Genomic DNA, 21,332 nt, shown 5'->3' with positions numbered 1-21,332 from the left:
CGGGTACTTCAGCGGCGGCGCCAGTGGCGGATCTTGTGTCCGTAGGTGGCGTACCAGAGAATGACGGCGTAGCAAGGCAACAGCAGCCAGTAGCCGGCGCGCGGACTGGCGAAGTCCGACAACCGGCCGTACAGCAGCGGCAGCACGGCGCCGCCGGAAATCGCCATGACCAGCAGCGCCGAGCCGGTGGCCGTATAGCGGCCCAGGCCATGCAGCGCCAGCGGCCAGATCGCCGGCCATACCATGGCGTTGGCCAGGCCCAGCAGCGCCAGGCACATGACGGTGTCCGGCACCAGCGGCACGCCGCTCCAGCCCAGCAGCGCCTGCGAGATGGCGCCGTCGTGCGGCGAGCCGGTGACCACGCCCAGCGTCAGCACCAGGCCCAGCACGGCCGACGCCACCAGCGCATGCTGTTGCGACAGATAGCGCGGAATCGCCACCACGCCGATCAGGTAGCCGATCACCATGCACACCATGGTGTACGAGGTGAGCACGCCGAAATTGGCGACGTGCAGCTCGTGGCCGTACAGGCCGATGGTGTCGCCGGCAATCACTTCCACGCCGACGTAGGCAAACAGCGCCAGCGCGCCCAGCACCAGCTGTGGAAACTGCAACACGCCACTGCGCTCCAGCTGTTCATCGACGCTGTCGGTCTGCGCTGGAATATCGCGCAGGCTGGAGAAATGGATGAAGGCCATGATCACGAACAGCACTGCGGCCATGCAGGCATACGGGAACACCAGCCGCTGCGCCAGCTGTCCCAGCGCGGCGGTGCGGCCGGCCGCATCCAGCGCCGACAGCGCGGTGTGCGAGAAGTTGTCGATATCGGCCAGCATCAGCGACGAGAACACCAGCGGCACGACGACGCCGGCGCCCTTGTTGAACAGGCCCATGATGCTGATGCGCATGGCGGCACTTTCACGCGGTCCCAGGCAGACGATGTAGGGGTTGATGGCGGTCTGCATCAGCGTCATGCCGCTGGCCAGCGTGAACAGCGCGGCCAGGAACAATTCGTAATGGGTACTGTACGCGGCCGGAATGAACAGCAAGGCGCCTACGCCCATGATGGCCAGGCCCAGCGTCATACCCTTCTTGTAGCCGATGCGGCTCAGCACCATGGCGGACGGCAGCGCCATCACGGTGTAGGCGATGTAAAAAGCGAAGGTAACCCACAGCGCCTGGAAGTTGCTCAGGCTGCAGACTATCTTGAGGAACGGCACCAGGGAGCCGTTCAGCCAGGTCACAAAACCCAGGATGAAAAACAGCAGGCCCACAAACAGCATCCCGACCACCACGGCGCGGGTGGAGCCGCCGCTGCGCTGTTCGGACCAATCGTTACTAATTTCCATGTGCTGCTATCCCCTTGTTGTCGATGATTCATGCTAACAGCGGCAAACCTTGCATGACCAGCAAGCGCCCGGGAATGTATAACCATATGATTTTATTGAGAATGTGCTTTTTGAAGGGGATCTTGGGCTTACATTTCCTTACTTAAACCCACGTCTGGCGGCGTACGGCGCCATGCACTTTGCAAGATGCGCTTACAAAACTTAACCAAAATGTCGGGCAAGTGTTGTAAGCAGGTCTGTTTAGTAAAGACAAATAAACTGCATGCCTATTTTTGGAATCGTTTGACCCTCCTGTTTTTCGAGAGCAATCTGGTTTTGCCATATTGATAAATGTGGCTATAAATCAAAAAACCGAGGAGACAACATGCAGCAATCAACCAGTAGGACGCTGGTCAGTCTTGCCGTGGCCAGCGCTTGCGCTTTCATCAGCGCGGCGGTCTGTGCACAGGCCAGCGACACGGCCGCCGCAGCCCCCGCGCCGGACCAGATCCCGGAAGTCAAAGTGACCGCCACCCGCTATTCCACCTCGCTGCTGAAAACCCCGCTGGCCGTCACCGCCGTCACGCAGGAGCAGCTGACGCGCAAAGGCGTTACCAGCCTGAGTGACCTGAGCGGCGAAATCCCCAATGTGGTGATCGAAAACACCGGCCTCGATTCGGCGGTGCAGATCACCATCCGCGGCATCACCTCGACCAACTTCACCGAGACCGGCGACCCGGCGGTCGGCTTCCACGTGGACGGCATGTACTCGCCACGGCCACAAGGCGCGCAGGCGCTGATGTTCGACCTGGAACAGGTGGAAGTGCTGCGCGGCCCGCAAGGCACGCTGTTCGGCCGTAACTCCACCGGCGGCAGCATCAACGTGATTCCCGCGAAGCCCGATTGGACCGGCAACTACGGCAAGGCCGATCTGGACCTCGGCAACTACAACAAGAAACAGATCAACCTGATTCAGAACGTGGTGGTCAACGACGCGCTGGCCCTGCGCGCCACCTTCATGAAGGTGAAACGCGACGGCTACGCCAACCAGACCCGCGACCTCAGTGAAGCCAACGCGCCGGCGCTGGGCTGGATCCCGAACGGCAAGCCGGACGTCGACCAGCGCTTCAACCGCGTGATCGGCCCGAGCGAGTTCTATACCAATCAAAACGAATGGGCCGGCCGCCTGACCGCGCTGTTGAAGGTCAACCGCGACATCACCGCCAAGGCGGCGTATGAAGAATTCCAGGACTCCAGCGCCGGCGGTTCCAACTTCCGCGACTGCGACGCCGGCGCCGGCACGCGCTACGCCTGCACGCCCGGCCAGGGCGAGTGGGACATCAACGTCAACGTGCCGGGTCACATCGACATGAAGATCCGCACGCTGCGCACGGGCGTCAACTGGAACCTCAACGACCACACCAGCCTTGACTATACCTTCCAGGTGGCCGACCAGCGCCGCTCGGAAATCACCGACGACGACAAGGGCTTGCAGAACGCCGCGCCGTTCCAGATCAACGGCGCCTATCCGAATTCGGTGGACGGCAACTGGGGCACCTGGCCGCTGACCGATTCCTTCCACCGCACGCTGGACTCGCGCTACCTGTCGACCGTGCACGAGGCGCAGCTCAAGCAGCAGCTGGGCAGCCTGAAATACGTGGCGGGCCTGTTCTGGATGCACGAGCGGAACGCCATCGACTACGAGCAGACCAACACCATCCAGAAACCGTACGGCGATGTCGGCAGCGTGCTGTATCACCAGCCTAACCGCCAGGTGGACGCCAAGGCCGCCTTCGCGCAAGCCGACTGGCAGTTCGTGCCGACATGGACCGCCACCGCCGGCGCGCGCTATAGCGTCGACAGCAAGGAGGACAAGGGCGGCCAGGTCTACGGCGCCAACTGGATCGGCAATTCGGCCTACTACAACGGCTGGTATTCGCAAGGCACGCCAGGCACGCCGGGCTTCCACGTCCACGACGGCACCGACCTGGCGCCGGGAATGGGCGGCAGCGTAGCGGCCTACAGCCTGTATGGCGCGCCAACCTCCAACGATCACAAACAGACATGGAACAAGGTCACCTGGCGTCTTGGCCTGCAAAAGCAGATCGACAATAACAAGATGGTGTACGGCTCCATCTCCACCGGCTACAAGGCCGGCGGCTTTGCCGACAAGACGGACAGCTGCAACAACCACCTGTGCGCCGACGGCAAACCGGGCGTGGTCACCTTCCTGCCTTACGATCCGGAGACCGTCACCAACTATGAGCTGGGCTTCAAGGGCAAGTTCCTGGAAAATAAACTGAGCCTGTCCGCTACGGCCTTCTTCATGAAGTACAAGGGCATGCAGCTGACCGGCACCTACTTCGTCAACCAGATCATCCCGGACAACGGCCTGCCCTGCCCGGCCGACCAACCCAAGTGCGACGTGTATGAAACCTGGCGCACCATCAACGTCGGCAAGGTCAATATCCCCGGCCTGGAACTGGAGTGGGATTACCGCCCATGGCGCGGCGGCCGTTTCGGCGGCGGCTTCGCCTACATCAACACCAGCATCCACGACTTCAATTCGTACAGCGACGATTACCAGTGCGATGTGCGCACGGAGCTTGGCCTGCCGGCCTGCCCGGCGGTGTACAACGGCAGCGACAAGACGCTGCTGGGCCGCCGCCTGGCCAACATCGAAGGCAACCACTTGCCGAACACGCCGAAGTACCAGGTCAACCTGAACTTCTCGCAGGAGTTCGGGCTGGATAACGGCTACAAGGTGATCCCGTATGTGAAGCTGAACTGGCGCGACAAGGCGTACTTCGATCTGCTGAATTCCGAGTTCGCCCACATCGGCCGCTTCCAGGATGCTTATGCGACGGGCGATGCGTCGGTACGGTTTGAAACGCCGGAAGACAAATGGCACGCGGAGCTGTATGTCCGTAACTTCACCGACAAGCATGCCAAGACCAGCACCGATTCGGCCTTCGGCGGCTTCATGAAGGCCAACTACATCGAGCCGCGTATGTTCGGCTTCCGCGTGGGGGCCAACTTCTAGGCGGCTTTAATGCGTAGCTTTACTGCGCACCAGATCGAGCCAGGCGCGCGCGGCGAACGACAGGTGGCCGCCGCGCCGCCAGGCCAGCATCAGCTTCCAGTCCAGTGCCGGTTCCTCCAGTTTGACCACGGTGAACTGGCCCTTTCCCAGCGTATCGCAAAATACCTTGGGCAGCAGCGTGATGCCCACCCCCAGCCGCACCAGCGAGGCGACAAAATCCCATTGACCACTGCGGCCGCTGATGCGCGGCGTGAAGCCGGCGCGCAGGCAGGCGTCGGCAATGATGTCGTTCAGCGCGAAGCCTTCGCCGTAAAAGATGAAGGCGCAATCGGCCAGTTCGCGCAGCCGCACGCCGCGCTTGCCGCGCCAGGCGGAATCTTTCGGCGCCAGGAGGCACATCGGCGATGTCAGTAGCGGGAAAGAGTCGAACTCCTGCCACGCGGCCTGATTGGACGGGTGATCCAGCATGGTGCCCATTTCCAGCACGCCACTGCGCAGGTCCGCTTCAATGCCTTGCGAACCGCCCTCGAACAGCTTCAGTTCTATCTGCGGATGGCGCTTGTGATACGCGGCCAGCAGCGGCGCCAATGGCGCGTGCGATTGCTGGGTGACGCCGAGCCGCAGGTCGCCGCGCCGCAGCTGTTGCAGGTCTTGCAGCTCGACGCCCATCTCTTCGTGCATGGCCAATAGCGCGCGGCCGCGTTGCAGCACCACGTTGCCGGCGTCGGTCAGCGTGAAGCGCTTGCCGACGCGCTCCAGCAGCGTGAGGTCGAGCGACTGCTCCAGCTGCTGGATCATCTTGCTGACGGTAGGCTGGGTTACGTGCAGCGTTTCGGCGGCGCGGCTGAAGCCCTGCTGATCGACGACGGCGACAAAATAGCGCAGCGCGCGGATATCCATTATCTATTCCAATTGAGAATGATTTTGATAATTTTAATTCATTTTATCTTTTAACTGCCGCAGCCTAGAATGGCAACATGAAACGTATTGTCTACACACTGGCGCAGGTTCTGGGGCTGATCGCGGCATGGTATGCCGCCGACCGCTTCTCGGCCTGGGTCGGATTGCCCTTCTCCGGCGGCGTGGTTGGCCTGATCATCATGGTCATCCTGCTGCAAAGCGGCGTGCTGCGCCCGTCCACCATCGAGCATGGCGCCGACTGGCTGCTGTCGAATATGCTGTTGTTCTTTATTCCGCTGGTGGTGTCGGTGGTGCAGTTCACCGGCCTGCTGAAGGAGGACGGCCTGCGGCTATTCGCCGCCATCGGCATCGGCTTTACCTGCGTGATGCTGGCCACCGCCTTTACCGTGGAATGGGTGTGCCGCTTTGAGCGCGGCCGCAAGCTGCGCCGCTTGCGCGCCGATCGTGGCAGAACGGCGGCGGCATGAAACCCCTCTTCTTCCTGCTGCTGACGCTAGGCTTGTTCTATGCGAATCAGGCGCTGCACAAGCGCTATCCGCGCATCTGGCTGACGCCCGCCATCGCCACCTCGGCGGTGCTGATCGCTGTAGTGCAGTTATCGTCCACACCCTTTCCGGTCTACTTCGGCGACACGCACTGGCTGTCGTGGCTACTCGGTCCGGCCACGGTGGCGTTTGCGCTGCCGATCTATCAGTATCGCGAGCTGGTAAAGGAACACTGGCTGGCGCTGTCGCTGGGCAGCGTGGCCGGCATCGTCGCCTCGCTGGGCAGCACGCTGCTGCTGGACCGCCTGCTTGGCCTGCACGGCAGCATGGCGCAAAGCCTGCTGGCCCGTTCGGTATCGACGCCGTTTGCGCTGGAGGCCACGCGCCACCTGGGCGGCTCGGCGCAGCTGACCGGCGTGTTTGTCATCATCACCGGCTTGTTCGGCATCCTGCTGGGACAAGTGCTACTGGCGCGGTTGCCGCTGCGGATGCGCATCGCGCGCGGTGCGCCGTATGGCGCGGCGGCCCACGGCTTCGGCTTGAGCAAGGCGCGTTCCATCGGCCCGCAGGAAGGCGCGGTCGCCAGCCTGACCATGATCTTCAGCGGCGTGCTGATGGTCTTGCTGGCGCCGTTGCTGGGTCACATCCTCACCAGCGCATAACCGCGCGCACTTGCGGCAGCAGGTCGTTGACGATGCTGACGTTCTGCTCCCGCGTCGGATGGCCGTTCTTGTCATCGCCCGGATAGCCGGTCGATTTGATCGCATGCACGCGCGGGCTGCCGGTGCGGCGCACCGTTTCCTCGATATAGCCGCGTAGCGCTGCCTGCTTTTCGCCGGTCAGGATACCGCCTTCGGTCAGCATGATCTGCGCCTGCGGATGATCATCCAGCAGCGTGCGCACCAGTGATACGTAAGCTGACACATACGGCTCGCGCTCGGGTATGCCGGTGGTCATATCGTTGGTGCCGATGGCGACCACGATGGCGTCCGGCCGGTAGTTGCGCTGGTCCCATGGCACGCCAATCGGCTGCGTGGGCAGCGCCATGCCGTAATACTCGGCCAGGTTCAGTTCATTGGTCTTACCTTCCCAGGTGCGTATCAGGCCACGTCCGCCGTAACACACCAGTTGCACCTGCGCTTTAAGCTGTTGCGCCATCAGCATGCCATAGGATGCACGCGGGTTGGCCGACGCCGCGCCTTTGTCGTCGCCCGGAACGCGGTCAATGGCCGCGCCGCAGGTGACGGAGTCGCCCAACAACAGCAGCTTGCGCGCCGGCAGCTGCGGCGGCGCGAGCCATGTGCCATCGGTCTCGAAGTTCAGCAGTGTGGCGGTGCCTTGCCAGGTTTCGGTGCGGTTAACGATTTCCACCGCATGCGGGCCGGGCGCCAGGTTCTCCGCCAAGGTCAGCGTCTGCCGGCCCTCTTGCATATGCAGCTTGCGCGCGACGCCGTCGACCAACACGTCCATATAGTTGGATTCGCCACTGGCCAGCACCTTGGCGCTCAGGCGCGTGCCGTTAAAGTTCACATAAAAGCTCACGCCAGGATAGCTGAAACGCACGCCGCCACCCTCGCCTGCCTGCGCGCGGCCCATGACTGCGACATGCGAATCGTTGGCGGGTATGGTAGCGGCGCCGGCCATCTGCGCGGCGACCAGCAAAACAAGGGAAAACCAGCGCATCGCTTACTCCATCAACTTGCGGACATCGGGCAGCATGGCGTCAGCCCATATCTGGTAGCCCTTGGCGGTGGGATGCAGGAAATCGCCCATCACCTCGGCCGACATATCGCCGTTCGCTTGCAGGAAGTGCAGGCCGTAGTCCTGGTAGAACACGTGTTGGCCGTCGTTCAGCGTGGCGGCCATGCGGTTCAACGCCACTACGCGCGTGCGCTCGATGCTTTGCGGCGACTGTCCATTCGGCAGCACGGCATTGAGCAGGATACGCGCATCGGGATACAAATTCCGCAGCCGCTCCACCACCAGCTTGACGCCATCGAAGGCCTGTTCCGGCGTCGCCCTGCAGAAGCCGAAGTTGTTAACGCCGATGGTCAGCACCACCAGTTTCGGATGCAGCTTTTCCGCGTGGCCGTTCTGCAAGCGCCACAACACATTGCCGGTGTGGTCGCCGCCGATGCCGAAGTTGGCAGTCTTCCAACCGTCAAAGGCGCTGGTGAAGATCTTCTGATTCCAGCCCTCTGTGATGGAGTCGCCGATGAACAACAAGTCTACATCGCCCTTGTCGGCTACCGCGATATCTTCCTTGAACGTCTGCTGCCAGCGTTCGCGCGACATCCACGGATAATCGCGCTGGCGTGGCGCCGGCGTGGTGCCACAGGCGCCGCCATCCAGCGCAGCTACCTGTGCTCCGGCCTGCGCGGCATTGGTCTGGGCTGCGCTCAGACGCAGCAACAGCACGCTATGCGGCGCCAGTTTGGCATCCAGCTTGCGGCTGGTGTCGCCGGACTTACCGCCCCAGACATCGCGCCAGTTGTAGACCGCCTTGTTGAAGTCTACCTCGCGCTTGCTCACGTCATCGTTGATGCTGTGCGCCTTCCAGTCGTAGTTCAGCGTCACCGCCTGTTCGCCGCGATTCAGCACCAGCAGCGCCCATTCGCCGTTCGCGAGCGGCCGGGCCCAGTATTCCAGCTGACCAGTGGACAGGAACTTCCACGCCTGTATGCCTGCCTTGTCCTGACTGATCGCGATGACGTCCTTGTTGGCCAGGATGCGGCGCGTGGACTCCGGCATTTTGCGCAAGTCATTGCCCAAGATGAGCGGCGACGCCAGCATCGCCCACAGTGCAAAGTGCGCGCGGTCCTCGTCCTCGGACATGCCCATGCCGACTTCCAGCATGTCCATATCGTTCCAGTGGCCTGGCCCCGCGTACTTGCGCAAGCCGGCCTGCTTATCGAGGATGCGCATCACGCCCAGGCGCGAGAACGAGTCGTGACTCAGCTCGCAATCCCAGCATGGATAGATGTCGGCGGTGGTGCGCCACGAATGGCCGATGTCCCTGGCCCATTCCCACGGCTTGTTGTCGCCCCACTCGCACATGCTGAACAACATCGGCCGGCCGGCGGCACGGATAGCGTCGCGCATGGTGGTATAGGAGCCGACCGGGTTCAGGCCCTTGCTGTCGCACCAGTCGTACTTGACGTAGTCGATGCCCCAGGCGGCGTAAGTCAACGCATCCTGGTACTCGTGGCCACGGCTGCCAGGCTTGCCGCCGCAGGTGGTGGCGCCGGCGTCCGAGTAGATGCCCAGCTTGAGGCCCTTGCTGTGCACATAGTCGGCCAGCGCCTTCATCCCGGAGGGGAAGCGCTGCGGGTCGGGATGAATGAAGCCATCCTTGTCGCGTTGACCATGCCAGCAATCGTCGATGTTGACGTACTGGTAGCCCGCATCCTTGAGGCCCAGCTTGACCATGGCGTCCGCCGTGTCGCGGATCAGTTGTTCGTTGATGTCGCAGGCGAACGAGTTCCAGCTGTTCCAGCCCATTTGCGGCGTGTTGGCCAGCCCGTCGAATTTCTGGGCGTGGACGTTGGCGCCGACCAGCAGCGCCAATAGGATCAGCAGGCGCTTCATCGCTTGATCGCGTGCAGTTTGTCGGCGTATTCCTTGATCAGCACCAGCGACGTCACGTCCGAATCAAAGACCGAATACAAGCCCTGCTCTTCCTGCGGCGGATCGCCGACGAAGTCGTTACCCGGCTTCCACCAGTAATCCGCATTGGCCGCGCGGCCGGCGCCGCCCCATGCCCAGAAATTGAAGCCGGCAATCGGGTCGCCCTTCTGCGCGCGCGTGGCGACGATCTCGAATACTTCGCGGTAGAAGCGGTCGCGGATGTGCGTGGTGGACTTGATGCTGAACGACGGACCATCGCGGTCCAGGCCAAATTCTTCCAGCACGATAGGCTTGCCCAGCTTCTTGGCCAGCTCGATATGCGAATTCAGATAGTCGCGGCTCTTGGTGATGGCGTTGTCCCAGCTGCCGGTCGGGTTGTTGGAATCGAACCAGCTCCAGTTTTTCGGCCACAGGTGATAGGTCAGGTAGTCAATGTTCTTGGTGCGGTGCGCGTCGAGGTACAGCTGCGCGTCCTGCGCCGAACCTGCCAGCCCTTCGCTGCCGCTGCTGACCAGGTGATTCCGGTCCAGGCTATGGATGTAGCCCGCCACGTCGTCGATCCACTTGACGTACACCGCTTTCTCTTCCGGCGTCGCATTGCCGTTGCCGGGACGCGGCTCATTCGCCAGCTGCCACGACATGATGTGCGTATCCTCGGCATAAGGCTTGCCGGTGATGGTATTCACGCGCTTGACAATTTTCGCGATCACATTGCGGTACTCGGCCTGCGCGGCGGCGTTGCGGTAGAAGCCCGCCGTCTTCTGCATATAGGTGTCGTAATCCTTGGTCACGTTCGGGTCCAGCGCCGGCGTGCCTTCAAACCAGTTCAGGTACTGCGTCATGCCGCCCGACCACTGCCAGAAGTTGTTCAGGTAAAGCACCACGGTCATATCACGCTTGGCCACTTCCGCCATCAGGAAGTCGAGGCCTGTCAGCAGCTCTTCGTCATACTGGCCCGGCGCATTGGTGGTGGCCGGACGCACGGCGCTCTTCATGTCGGTTTTCTCGGACACCGCCAGCACGCGCAGGTTGTTGATGCCGATGGCCTTCATGTTATCCAGCTCTTTCAGCAAGCGCGCGCGTTCGCCCACGCCGCCCGCCGCGCCCAGATAGCCGCCGTACCAGAAGTTGGCGCCAACGATGTAATAAGCCTGTCCCTTGCGGGCGAAGTGGGTCTTGTTGACGGTGACGAAGTCGCCCTTGGCGGCAGGCGCCGCTTCCACGATGCCGCAGGCGCCGATCATCAATGCCGCCGCGCAGAATTTGTACAGTTGTTTCAAGTCTCGCTCCTTGGTTTTATTTTCCTGCCACGTTCAGCGTGCGCTGCGGAAGTTGGACAGTGATGCTGGCGGCTTTGGCATCTGCGGCATCATGCGCCAGCAGCACCTTGTAACCACCCTTGGCGATACGCCAGGTCTTGCTCTTGCTGTCGAAGACGCCGAGCAGGCGCGGATCGACGGTGACACTGACTTCCCTGCTTTCGCCCGGCGCCAGTTCAACCTTGTCCCAGCCGGCCAGGCGTTTCGGCGCTTCCCACTTGGCGCTCACCGGCGCGATGTACAACTGCGGCACATCCTTGCCCTTCACCTCGCCGGTGTTGGTGATCTTGAACTTCAGTTGCAGCTTGCCGTCCTTCTGGCTGGACGCCAGTCCCGAATATGCAAACTGCGTGTACGACAGGCCGTGACCGAACGGGAACAACGGCTTCAGGCCCTTGAGGTCAAACCACTTGTAGCCGACCGCCGCGCCTTCATGATAGTTGACTGTGAAGCGCACGGTCTCGTTCTTTGGATCGCCATCCAGCTTGGGACGCGGCAGCTGGCTTTCCGACGCCGGGAAAGTGGTCGGCAAGTGGCCGGACGGATTGACCTCTCCGAACAGCACGCGCGCAATCGCCTCGCCGCCGCGCGTGCCCGGATACCACGCTTGCACGACACCGGCCGCCTGATCGACCCACGGCATCAGCACCGGACCGGACGTCTCCAGCACCACCACGGTTTTCGGATTGGCCTTGGCCACCGCACCGATCAGCGCATCCTGATTGTCCGGCAGCGCCAGCGACACGGCGTCCAGCGCCTCGCCGATCCACTGCTGCGCGAACACCAGCACCACGTCGGCGCCGGCGGCGGCTTGCGCGGCGGCGGCAGGATCGCTGCCATCGTTGTAGACAACCTGCGCGCCCGGCGCGCGCGCCTGAATCGCCTTCAGCGGCGACGATGGGTGATACACCACAGGCCCCGGCCACGACGTCGGAGCAATGCCCGGCACAGCGTTGCCGCCGATCGGATACACCAGCGACGAACCGCCGCCGGCCAGCACGCCCACATCCGCATGTGCGCCGATGATGACGATCTTCTTCATGCCGGCCTTCAGCGGCAGCACGCCGCCGGCGTTTTTCAGCAGCACCATGCTGTCTTCCGCGTCGGCGCGGCTTACCAGGGCGTGGGCGTCGTAATTGATATTGCCGCCTTCAGCCACCGGATTGTCCACCACACCCTTGTCGAACATGGCGCGCAGGATGCGGAATACCATGTTGTCCAGGCGCGCTTGCGGCACGTGGCCGTTGGCCACCGCTTCTTCCAGCGCACCGCCGAAGTATTGCGACTTGTCGAACTCCCAGCCCGATTGCTGATCCAGTCCTGCATTGGCTGATTCCACCGTGCTGTGGGTTGCGCCCCAGTCGGTCATCACATAGCCTTTATAACCCCAGTCCTTCTTCAGCACCTGGTTGAGCAGGTAGTCGTTCTCGCAGGCGTACACGCCGTTCAGGCGATTGTAGGAACACATCACCGAACCGGGATCGGCCTGCTCCATCAGCAGCTGGAAGGCCAGCAGGTCGGACATGCGGTTACTGGCGTCATCGATGCGCGCATCGAGAATGAAGCGCCCCGTCTCCTGATCGTTGACGGCGTAGTGCTTCATGGTGGCGATGATGTTGTTCGACTGGATGCCGCGCACCTGCTGCGCCACCATGGTGCCGGCCAGCAGAGGATCTTCACCGGCATATTCAAAGTTGCGGCCATTGCGCGGCTCACGCAGCAGATTGACGCCGCCGGCCAGCATGACGTTGAAGCCGGAAGCGCGCGCTTCAGAACCGATCATCGCGCCGCCCTTGTAGGCCAGGTCGCGATCCCACGTCGCGGCGGTGGCCAGGCCGGATGGCAGCGAGGTGCGTTCACGCGGCGTCTTCGACGCCTGTGTGGCGACGCCAAGGCCGGCGTCAGTTTCAAACAGCGCCGGCAAGCCGAGACGTGGCACGCCTTCAATATAGCCGGCCGAGGAAGGCAGCGCGGCCGGATGCTTCTTGGTCTTGTTGCCGAAGTCGGAACCGAAGTGGCCCAGCACCCACTTCAGCTTTTCCTGCTGCGTCATCGCCTGGAGCGCGAGTTCGGCGCGCTTGTCGGCGTTCAGCGACTTGTCCATCCATGGTTCGGCCGCATGCGCCGACATCGCCGCCAGCGCCAGCGCAATCGCCATTTTCAACTTCATACCGTCTCCTTATCGTTATACATGCCGGCGTACTTCAGGCCAAAATACAGGATGAATACATAACACGCGGCCGGCACGAAGAACGACAGCTGCAGGCCAATGGTGTCCGCCAGCAGTCCTTGCGCGAACGGCACCAGCGCGCCGCCGACGATCGCCATGCACAGGATGCCCGAGCCCTGGCCGGTCTGCTTGCCCAGCTTGTGCAGCGCCATGCTGAAGATGGTCGGGAACATGATGGAGTTGAACAGGCCCACGGCGATGATGGACCACATGGCGACCTGACCGTGGCCGAAGATCGCCAGCAGGATCAGGGCGATGGAGGCGGCCGAATTGAAGGCCAGCGCTTTGCCCGGGCTGATATAGCGCATGACGGCAAAGCCGATGAAACGGCCGACCATGGCGCCGCCCCAGTAGTAGCTGACGTAGTGCGCGGCAGCGCCGTTGGACAGGCCGGCGATATTGGCCTCTCCCAGGAAGTTAATCAGGAAGCTGCCGATGCTGACTTCTCCGCCCACGTACAGGAAGATGCCAATAGCACCCAGCAGCAGATGGCGATGCGCCAGCACGCCGGTCTGCACCGACGATACCGCGCCGCTGTCGTCACCGGCGTGGCTGATCTTCGGCAGCCGCACCACCGCAAACAATACGGCCAGCGCCAGCAACGCGGCGGCCAACGCGAGGTACGGTCCTTGCACAGCAGCCGCCTCCTCCGCCTTGGAACGGACCAGGCCCGCGATGGCCGGCGCGCCTTCGGTCAGGATCAGGAAGCCACCCAGCGCCGGCGCAATCGTCGTGCCCAGCGAGTTGAAGGCCTGCGTCAGCGTCAGGCGGCTGGACGCGGTGGCCGGTTCGCCCAGCACCGTCACATAGGGATTAGCTGCCACCTGAAGAATGGTGATGCCGCTGGCCAGCACGAAGAACGCCAGCAGGAACAAGGCGTAGCCGTTCATCGAGGCCGGGAAGAACAGCGCGCAGCCGGCGGCTGCGATCACCAACCCAGTCACCGCGCCGCGCTGGTAACCGATCTTCTTGATCAGCATCCCGGCCGGCAGCGACACAATGAAGTAGGCGCCGAAGAAGCAGAACTGCACCAGCATGGCCTGCACATAATTGAGCGTGTAGATCGATTTAAGGTGGGGAATCAGCACGTCATTGAGTGAGGTCAGCAGCCCCCACATGAAGAACAACAGCGTAATGATGATGAGCGGGACGGTATTCCCGCCCTCCGTATGGCCGTGCGGGCGCACAGCTGCGGATGCAACGTGTTCCATCTATGTCTCCAGGTTTTTTATATTATTGAAAAGATTCTGCATGCCGGCCGCCCCACGGTCAAACACCATGCGTAATTTGGTCGCAGTTTAGTCCTCTTCACTAAACAAGCCAGAACGGGCGCGACGCAGGCCTGGCCTGCCTCTGCGCGGCTAAAGCCTGCTTGTTTAGTAAATTGCGCTAAACTCAAAGGTGAACTCGATGTGTCGTTTGACCGTCAATAGACGCTTATGCAAGACTGCATCCACACCGGAGGAGACATATAACAATGGGCACGAACATCACGATCAGGGATATCGCCCGGGTCGCTGGCGTATCGGCGGGGACGATTTCACGCGCACTGAAAAATGAGCCCGGCCTGACCGAAGCAACCCGCCAGATGGTGCTGGAAACAGCGCGCGATCTGGGCTACGACTTTTGCAAACTGCGTCCCAAGCGCCTGCGCCGCCTCACCTTTCTGCTGCACCGCCAGCACAACACGGCGTCCAGCAGCCCGTTCTACTCGCCGGTGCTGCACGGCGCGGAGGAAGCCTGCCGCAAGCAGGGCATCGTGCTGTCGTTTATGGCGGTAGGACCGGCCGATGGCCTGATCGACCAGATACGCATGCATGCGCCGGACGGCATCGTCTGCGCCGGTTTCTTCGAACCGGAAACGCTGAGCGCCCTGCGCTCGACTGGCAAGCAGCTGGTGCTGATCGATATGAAGCTGCGCGGCTACAGCTCCGTCAATCCGGACAATATGATGGGCGGCTACCTGGCCACCAAGCATTTGATCGACACCGGCCGCACGCGCATCGGCTTCATTTCCGGCCCGCTGGCCCACTACTCCATCCGCGAACGCGCGCGCGGCTACCGCCAGGCGCTGTTCGAGGAAGGCATTCTGGCCGATCCACGGCTAGACGCCTGCCTGCCGGATGGCGTGGACCTGGAAACCGGCGCGTGGGAGGCGATGGAGCAGCTGCTGGACCTGCCGCATCCGCCGGACGCGGTGTTCTGCTACAACGACAGCGCCGCGCTGGTGGCAATGCGCTGCTGCATCGCCAGGGGATTGAAAGTCCCGCACGACATTGCGATCGTCGGCTTCGACGACATCTCGACCGCCGTGCTGGGACACCGTCCCCTGACCACGCTGCGCATCGATAAAAAAGCGCTGGGCGCGTTGGGCGTGGAAATGCTGCTCAACGGCCCGCACGACGAGCCGGTGGAGAAAATCTCCCCGGTCGAATTGATCACACGCGCCAGCACCGTCACGGAAGGCTGGCGCCCCAAGAACCTCCTCAACTTCAAACGGACCTGATAATGGCCCCAGATTTCCGATCCCGCACCACCCTGCTGAACCACATCCGCCACACCAAGAATTTCTACGACAGCCGCTGCGTCGATCCGAGCGGCGGTCTGTATCACTTCTACAAAGACGATGGCACAGTCTACGATGCGCACACGCGCCATCTGGTCAGCAGCACGCGCTTCGTCTTTAACTATGCGATGGCGTGGCGGCAGTTCGGCGATGTAGCGGATCGGCAGCGCCTGCGCCATGCGCTGGACTTCCTGCGCGAAGTGCACCGCGATCCGCACACCGGCGGCTACGCGTGGGAACTGAAGTGGAAGGACAACGTCCTCACCGTCATTGACGGCACCAACCACTGCTACGGCCTGGCCTTCGTGCTGCTGGCCTACAGCCACGCGCTGATGGCCGGCGAAACGCAAGCCGCCGAATGGATCGGTGAAACCTTCGCGCTGATGGAGCGCCGTTTCTGGGAGCCGGAGCATGGCCTGTATGCCGACGAAGCCAGCGCCGACTGGTCCCGCGTGGACAACTATCGCGGCCAGAACGCCAATATGCACGCCTGCGAAGCGCTGATCGCCGCGTTTGAAGCCACCGGCAACCGCGACTACCTGCTGCGCGCCGAAACGCTGGCGCACAACATCACCATCCGCCAGGCCGCGCTGGCCGACAACATGGTGTGGGAACACTACCACGACGACTGGTCGGTGGATGCGGAGTACAACCGCAACGACAAGACCAATATCTTCCGTCCATGGGGCTATCAACCCGGCCACCTGACCGAATGGGCCAAGCTGTTGCTGCTGCTGGAGCGCCATGGCGCGCAGCTGTCGCTCAATCCGCGCTGGCTACTACCGCGCGCGGTGGAGCTGTTCGACGCGGCGCTGGCCAAGGCCTGGGACCACGAGCATGGCGGCATCTACTACGGCTTTGCGCCGGATGGCAGCATCTGCGACGATCTCAAATACTTCTGGGTGCAGGCCGAAAGCCTGGCCACCGCCGCGCTGCTGGCGGATCGCACCGGCGAGGCGCGCTACTGGACCTGGTACGACAAGATATGGACTTACAGCTGGGAGCATTTCGTCGACCATCAATATGGTGCGTGGTATCGCATCCTCGGCGCCGACAACAGCAAGCTGACGGACGAGAAAAGCCCGGCCGGCAAGGTGGATTACCACACCATGGGCGCGTGCTATGAGGTGTTGAACGTGTTGAAGAAGGACTGAGATGGGCTTCCCTTTATTTGTGGCGGCGGGCGAGGCGCTGACCGATATGATCGTGCAGGACACGGCGCAGCAGCACTGGCTTGGCCAGGTTGGCGGCTCGACCTGGAATGTGGCGCGGGCGATGGCCAAGCTGGAGGTGCCGACGGCGTTCGCCGGCGCCATTAGCCAGGACGTCTTCGGCGACGCCCTGTGGCAGGCCAGCGAGGCGGCGCGGCTGGATCTGCGCTTCCTGCAGCGCCATGCGCGTTCGCCGCTGCTGGCCATCGTGCACCGCACCGATCCACCGGCGTACTTCTTCGTCGGCGACGACAGCGCTGATTTGCATTTCGACGCCAGCCAGCTACCGCAAGGCTGGCGCGCGCAGTGCAAGTGGGTGCACTTCGGCGGCATCAGCCTGGCGCGTCAACCGCTGGCGGGCAAGCTGGTGGCGCTGGCCGAGCAGCTCAAGCAGGATGGTGTGCGCATCAGCTACGACCCGAACTACCGCGTGCTGATGGACGAACGGTACGACGCCACGCTGCGCCGCATGACGGAGCTGGCCGATGTGGTCAAGGTGTCGGAAGAAGATCTTGAAGGACTGTTCCGCACCAAGGACATCGCCACCGCCTTCGATACGCTGCGCAGCTGGAATCCTGCCGCCACCTATCTGTACACCAAGGGTGGCGCCGGCGCTTCACTGCACATCGGCGACGCCGCATGGTCGCTGCCGGCGCCGCAGATCGATGTGGTGGACACGGTCGGCGCGGGCGACGCCAGCATCGCCGCGCTGGCGTGGAGCATGATGCATCGCGAAACCCAAGAACCCTTGCAGCATCTGCGCTTCTGCGTTGCGGCCGGCGCGGCTGCGTGCCTGGCGCAAGGCGCTTCGCCGCCGTCGCTGACCGCCATTCAGGCGCTGTTGTAAATCGGTGTAAATCATTAATACCTGAGGAAGAATCGGCCGCTCGTCATACGGGCGTCATATGCCGCCGATACGATGTTGGGCTTTATCTGTCCAACTTCCTCAGGTCCTTCATGCCCTCGAAAAATCCTTTCGCTCCATCCCGTCTGCAACTCGCTCTGGCTACCGCCGGGCTGTGCGCCCTCCACTTCTCCGCCATGGCTGCGGAGGATGTCGGCGGCGCGCTGTCCACGGTGGAAGTCAAAGCCACCGTCGAAAAGAAAAAGCTCGGCGACAGCGTAAGCAGCGGCGCACTGGGACGCAAGTCGGAACTGGATACGCCCTTCTCCACCAAGTCCGTCTCCAGCGACGAAATCGAAGACCGCCTGGCCACCAGCATTTCCGAAGTGCTGAAGTACGACGCATCGGTCACCGCCATCTCGCCACCGATCTCCACCCACCCTGCCACCATCCAGATGCGCGGCCTGCGCCTGGATGACCTGAACGGCTACAAGGTCAATGGCCTGGCCAACATCAACCGCGGCACCGAGATGCCGCTGGAAATGTTCGAGAGCGTGGAAGCCCTGAAAGGCCTGACCGGCTATATGTACGGCTTCGGTTCGCCGGGCGGCATCATCAACTATGTGACCAAGCGTCCAACCACCGAGAAGACCTTCAGCGCGGCAATGGGTTATCAGGAAGGCGGCGCAATCAAGGAGCATATCGACACCGGCGGCCGTCTCGGCGAAGACGGCGAATTCGGCTACCGTCTGAATCTGGTGCATGAAGACGGCGACGTCAAACAGGAAAGCGGTTCGATCAAGCGCAACGCCGCCGGCCTGAATCTGGAGTGGCGCGTGACCAAGGACCTGGCACTGACCTACGATGCGATCTACCAGCGCCGCCGCAGCGTGGGCGGCACCGACATTATCCTCACCAATACCCCTACTCCGTTCAAGATCCCGGCCGCGCTGGATGGCGACACCAAACTGAATAGCATCGGCGCGGGCAACGACGTGGAATACACGCTGGCCACCACCGGCGTCGAATACCGCCTGGCGCCAGACTGGGTTGCCAACGTCTCGTACCGCACCTCGGACTCCACCCGCGTGTACAAGAAGGACCAGTACTACCTCACCAGCAATGTCGGCGATTACTACGACCGCATCACCTCCGAGCTGCACGGCTACCACTTCGACCAAGTGCAGGCCACCGTCAACGGCAAGTTCAATCTCGCTGGCCTGAGCAATGAAGTGGTGCTGGGCACGATGTCGCAGAACCTCGTTTCCACCTCGTCGGTGGTGACGCCGAAGACCAAGATCGGCACCGGTAATCTGTACGCGCCTACCATCTACAGCGCAGCCACCGTCAACTACAGCGGCGGCACCTACCGCGATGAGACCACGCGCCAGGAAGCGCTGTTCGCCAGCGACACGCTGAAGTTCAGCGACGCCTGGTCGCTGGTGGCCGGCGCGCGCTACACGCGCTTCACCGACAACGCTTATTCGACCAAGGGCGTGCTGACCGCCAGCTACCCGGCCGACAAGACCACGCCGACCATCGCGCTGATGTTCAAGCCGGCCGCCGACACCACGCTGTACGCCAGCTACGTGGAAGCGCTGGAGCAAGCCGCATCCGCGCCAACCACCACCGTCAACGCCAACCAGACCTTCGCGCCGATCAAGAGCAAGCAATCGGAAGCCGGCGTCAAGATGGAACGCAGCCGGTGGAACGCTACCGCTTCGCTGTTCCACATCGAGCGCGGCGCGCAGTACACCAACGCCAGCAACGTCTACGTGTCGGACGGCCAGTCCAAATACAATGGCCTGGAAGTGAACAGCGTTGTGCAGGCAGCAAAGAACCTGTCTATCGAAGGCGGCATCATGCTGCTGGATGCATCGCTGGAAGATGCGGCGCCGGGCTACAGCGGCAAGCGCGCCGTAGGTGCGCCACGCCGTCAGGCATCGATTCAGGCGACCCTGCGCGATGTGCTGCCAGGCCTGGCGCTGCACGTCGGTTCGCAGTACCTGGGCGAACTGCCGATGGATGCGGCCAACGTCAACACGCTGCCGGCGTACACGCTGTTCGATGCAGGCTTCAACTATCGTCACCGCTACTTCGGCAAGATGATCAGCGTGCGCGCGAATATCTCCAACATCGCCAATCGCAAATACTGGACCTACTACCAGGAGAACTATCTGAACATCGGCGCGCCGCGTACCGCCAGCCTCAGTGTTCGGGTAGACTTCTAAGCCATGAAACCACTCCGTCTTGCGGCTGGCGCCGCGTTGTCCCTGCTGTTGTCGCATGCGTATGGCGAGCAGTTCTACCAAACCAAAACGCCCTACGCACCACAGCAGGCCAGCGCCAGCTACCAGACGGCGCCCGCCGGCTACACGGCGGTCTACACGCAGCTGCTGGCCCGCCATGGCTCGCGGGGGCTGAGCAGCTTCAAGACGGATCTGGCGCTGTATAACCTGTGGCAGCTGGCGCAGCAGCAGGATGCGCTGTCGCCGCTGGGCCGCCAATTGGGGCCTGATATTGAAGCGATGATCAAGGCCAACGCGCTGCTGGGCTACGGCGTGGATGGCATCAGCAAGCCAGGCTACGGCAACGAGACCATGCAGGGCGTGGACGAACACACCGGCCTCGCCCAGCGCCTGTACGCGCGCTTGCCGGCGCTGTTCCGTGATGCGGAGAAGGACCAGCGCCGCATCGTGGTGCTCAGCTCCGGCAAGGACCGGGCGGTGGACAGCGCAGCCTTCTTCAGCCGCGCGCTGACCGCGCAGCAGCCAGGCCTGGTGCAGCTGATCGACGCCGGCACTGACCGTACCACCCTCTATTTTCACAAACTGAACGCCAAGCAGGATGGCGTGACGCCGGAAGCTACGCTGGCTTACCAGCACTGGGACCAGAGCGATGAACTGAAGGCCCGCAAGGCCGCCATTCATGCCGATCCACGCCTGAAGGCCGCTGCACTGTCCACGTTGGGCACGTTGTTCTCGCCGGCGTTTATCGCGGCACTGGAACAAGGCCATGTCAGCGCCGCCAATGCCGGCACGCGCTCGTACACCAGCGCCGACGGCAAGTTCACCACCAATATCACCGGCGACGGCGATACCAAAATCGGCACCGCCACCGACGCCGCGCTGGCGCTGTATGAGCTGTACGCCGCCGCAGCCGACATGGAAGCCGAACTCAAAGCCGACTTCACCGAATACGTCCAGCCGCAGCAAGCCCGCGTTTATGCGGAAGCGGAAGACGCCGTCGCCTTCTACGAAAAAGGCCCCGGCATCACGGAAAACGGCGACGTCACCTGGCGCATGGCCGGCGCGCTGGTCGCCGATTTCTTCAGCGAGGCCGATGCCATCGCCGCCGGCAAGCCCGCGCACCTGGCCAAACTGCGCTTCGCCCACGCCGAAATCGTCATCCCCTTCGCCAGCGCGCTGGGACTCAAAAGCATGTCCGAACAATTGCCGCGCGCGGCGACTTATAGTTACGACAATAGCCCATGGCGTGGCGCCCAAGTCGCGCCGATGGCGGCCAATATCCAGTGGGATCTGTACACAAATTCAGCGGGCCGCACCCTCGTCCGCATGCTGTACAACGAACGCGAAACCGACTTCAAGCCGGCCTGCGACACCGCCCGCATCGCCCCGGCCAGCCACTTTTACGACTACCAGCGCCTAAAGCGTTGTTATAAGTAACACAAAAATTATCAATTCACCCATACCAAAAGGCGATTCTGGCTAGAAAGCAACAATTAATACAATTCTGCA

General features: G+C 62.5%; 15 protein-coding genes. 8 read left to right on the top strand and 7 right to left on the bottom strand.

Going from position 1 to position 21,332, the window contains the following annotated elements; translation table 11 throughout:
* Positions 1–8: 8 nt before the first annotated feature.
* Complete coding sequence (locus GTP69_RS04490; RefSeq protein ID WP_161053744.1) at positions 9–1,349, bottom strand: sugar MFS transporter; 1,341 nt, start codon at positions 1,347–1,349, stop codon at positions 9–11.
* 364 nt (positions 1,350–1,713) lie between these two features.
* Here GTP69_RS04490 and GTP69_RS04485 point away from each other — a divergent pair, with 364 nt between their 5' ends.
* Positions 1,714–4,371, top strand: coding sequence for a TonB-dependent receptor (locus GTP69_RS04485; protein ID WP_161053743.1), 2,658 nt, complete (start codon positions 1,714–1,716; stop codon positions 4,369–4,371).
* 6 nt (positions 4,372–4,377) lie between these two features.
* Here the strand turns inward: GTP69_RS04485 and GTP69_RS04480 are convergent, their stop codons facing one another.
* A complete protein-coding gene (locus GTP69_RS04480; protein ID WP_161053742.1) occupies positions 4,378–5,271 on the bottom strand; it encodes a LysR substrate-binding domain-containing protein in 894 nt (297 codons plus the stop codon).
* 77 nt (positions 5,272–5,348) lie between these two features.
* Here GTP69_RS04480 and GTP69_RS04475 point away from each other — a divergent pair, with 77 nt between their 5' ends.
* On the top strand, positions 5,349–5,759 hold the full coding sequence (locus GTP69_RS04475; RefSeq protein WP_161053741.1) for a CidA/LrgA family protein: 411 nt from the start codon (positions 5,349–5,351) through the stop codon (positions 5,757–5,759).
* Complete coding sequence (locus GTP69_RS04470; RefSeq protein ID WP_110848956.1) at positions 5,756–6,439, top strand: LrgB family protein; 684 nt, start codon at positions 5,756–5,758, stop codon at positions 6,437–6,439. Before GTP69_RS04475 ends, GTP69_RS04470 begins: the two co-directional genes overlap by 4 nt.
* On the opposite strand, the gene axe2C is transcribed toward GTP69_RS04470, so the two are convergent.
* The 5 genes from axe2C to GTP69_RS04445 are packed head-to-tail and all read right to left on the bottom strand — an operon-like array spanning position 6,426 to position 14,164.
* Complete coding sequence (axe2C, locus tag GTP69_RS04465; protein WP_161053740.1) at positions 6,426–7,460, bottom strand: bifunctional acetylxylan esterase/glucomannan deacetylase AxeC2; 1,035 nt, start codon at positions 7,458–7,460, stop codon at positions 6,426–6,428. The genes GTP69_RS04470 and axe2C overlap by 14 nt on opposite strands.
* A gap of 3 nt (positions 7,461–7,463) precedes the next feature.
* Positions 7,464–9,365, bottom strand: coding sequence for a GDSL-type esterase/lipase family protein (locus tag GTP69_RS04460; RefSeq protein WP_161053739.1), 1,902 nt, complete (start codon positions 9,363–9,365; stop codon positions 7,464–7,466).
* Entirely contained in the window at positions 9,362–10,684 is a 1,323-nt protein-coding gene (locus tag GTP69_RS04455) for a glycoside hydrolase 5 family protein (protein WP_229260807.1), read from the bottom strand. The genes GTP69_RS04460 and GTP69_RS04455 overlap by 4 nt, the downstream gene beginning before the upstream one ends.
* Positions 10,685–10,700: 16 nt before the next feature.
* Complete coding sequence (locus tag GTP69_RS04450) at positions 10,701–12,893, bottom strand: beta-glucosidase family protein (protein ID WP_161053738.1); 2,193 nt, start codon at positions 12,891–12,893, stop codon at positions 10,701–10,703.
* Entirely contained in the window at positions 12,890–14,164 is a 1,275-nt protein-coding gene (locus GTP69_RS04445) for a sugar MFS transporter (protein ID WP_161053737.1), read from the bottom strand. The genes GTP69_RS04450 and GTP69_RS04445 overlap by 4 nt, the downstream gene beginning before the upstream one ends.
* A gap of 266 nt (positions 14,165–14,430) precedes the next feature.
* Between GTP69_RS04445 and GTP69_RS04440 the strand changes: the two genes are divergently transcribed.
* From GTP69_RS04440 to GTP69_RS04420, 5 genes are all read left to right on the top strand, one after another.
* Positions 14,431–15,459, top strand: a complete 1,029-nt coding sequence (locus tag GTP69_RS04440; RefSeq protein ID WP_161053736.1) for a LacI family DNA-binding transcriptional regulator — start codon at positions 14,431–14,433, stop codon at positions 15,457–15,459.
* A gap of 2 nt (positions 15,460–15,461) precedes the next feature.
* Positions 15,462–16,673: an AGE family epimerase/isomerase gene (locus GTP69_RS04435; RefSeq protein WP_161053735.1), complete on the top strand. Its 1,212-nt coding sequence runs from the start codon at positions 15,462–15,464 to the stop codon at positions 16,671–16,673.
* A 1-nt stretch (position 16,674) separates the two neighbouring features.
* Positions 16,675–17,577: a carbohydrate kinase family protein gene (locus tag GTP69_RS04430; protein WP_161053734.1), complete on the top strand. Its 903-nt coding sequence runs from the start codon at positions 16,675–16,677 to the stop codon at positions 17,575–17,577.
* A 110-nt stretch (positions 17,578–17,687) separates the two neighbouring features.
* Entirely contained in the window at positions 17,688–19,805 is a 2,118-nt protein-coding gene (locus GTP69_RS04425; protein ID WP_161053733.1) for a TonB-dependent siderophore receptor, read from the top strand.
* Between the two features lie 3 nt (positions 19,806–19,808).
* A complete protein-coding gene (locus GTP69_RS04420) occupies positions 19,809–21,260 on the top strand; it encodes a histidine-type phosphatase (RefSeq protein WP_161053732.1) in 1,452 nt (483 codons plus the stop codon).
* Positions 21,261–21,332 lie beyond the last annotated feature (72 nt).

Origin of the sequence: Duganella levis, assembly GCF_009857605.1 — a bacterium.
GTDB lineage: Bacteria > Pseudomonadota > Gammaproteobacteria > Burkholderiales > Burkholderiaceae_D > Rugamonas > Rugamonas levis.
This window is presented reverse-complemented; position numbering and strand designations above follow the sequence as displayed.

Coding starts and splice junctions, on each gene's coding strand:
- GTP69_RS04490 (WP_161053744.1), bottom strand. CDS start 1,349: ATGGAAATTAGTAACGATTGGTCCGAACAGCGCAGCGGCGGCTCCACC.
- GTP69_RS04485 (WP_161053743.1), top strand. CDS start 1,714: ATGCAGCAATCAACCAGTAGGACGCTGGTCAGTCTTGCCGTGGCCAGC.
- GTP69_RS04480 (WP_161053742.1), bottom strand. CDS start 5,271: ATGGATATCCGCGCGCTGCGCTATTTTGTCGCCGTCGTCGATCAGCAG.
- GTP69_RS04475 (WP_161053741.1), top strand. CDS start 5,349: ATGAAACGTATTGTCTACACACTGGCGCAGGTTCTGGGGCTGATCGCG.
- GTP69_RS04470 (WP_110848956.1), top strand. CDS start 5,756: ATGAAACCCCTCTTCTTCCTGCTGCTGACGCTAGGCTTGTTCTATGCG.
- axe2C (WP_161053740.1), bottom strand. CDS start 7,460: ATGCGCTGGTTTTCCCTTGTTTTGCTGGTCGCCGCGCAGATGGCCGGC.
- GTP69_RS04460 (WP_161053739.1), bottom strand. CDS start 9,365: ATGAAGCGCCTGCTGATCCTATTGGCGCTGCTGGTCGGCGCCAACGTC.
- GTP69_RS04450 (WP_161053738.1), bottom strand. CDS start 12,893: ATGAAGTTGAAAATGGCGATTGCGCTGGCGCTGGCGGCGATGTCGGCG.
- GTP69_RS04445 (WP_161053737.1), bottom strand. CDS start 14,164: ATGGAACACGTTGCATCCGCAGCTGTGCGCCCGCACGGCCATACGGAG.
- GTP69_RS04440 (WP_161053736.1), top strand. CDS start 14,431: ATGGGCACGAACATCACGATCAGGGATATCGCCCGGGTCGCTGGCGTA.
- GTP69_RS04435 (WP_161053735.1), top strand. CDS start 15,462: ATGGCCCCAGATTTCCGATCCCGCACCACCCTGCTGAACCACATCCGC.
- GTP69_RS04430 (WP_161053734.1), top strand. CDS start 16,675: ATGGGCTTCCCTTTATTTGTGGCGGCGGGCGAGGCGCTGACCGATATG.
- GTP69_RS04425 (WP_161053733.1), top strand. CDS start 17,688: ATGCCCTCGAAAAATCCTTTCGCTCCATCCCGTCTGCAACTCGCTCTG.
- GTP69_RS04420 (WP_161053732.1), top strand. CDS start 19,809: ATGAAACCACTCCGTCTTGCGGCTGGCGCCGCGTTGTCCCTGCTGTTG.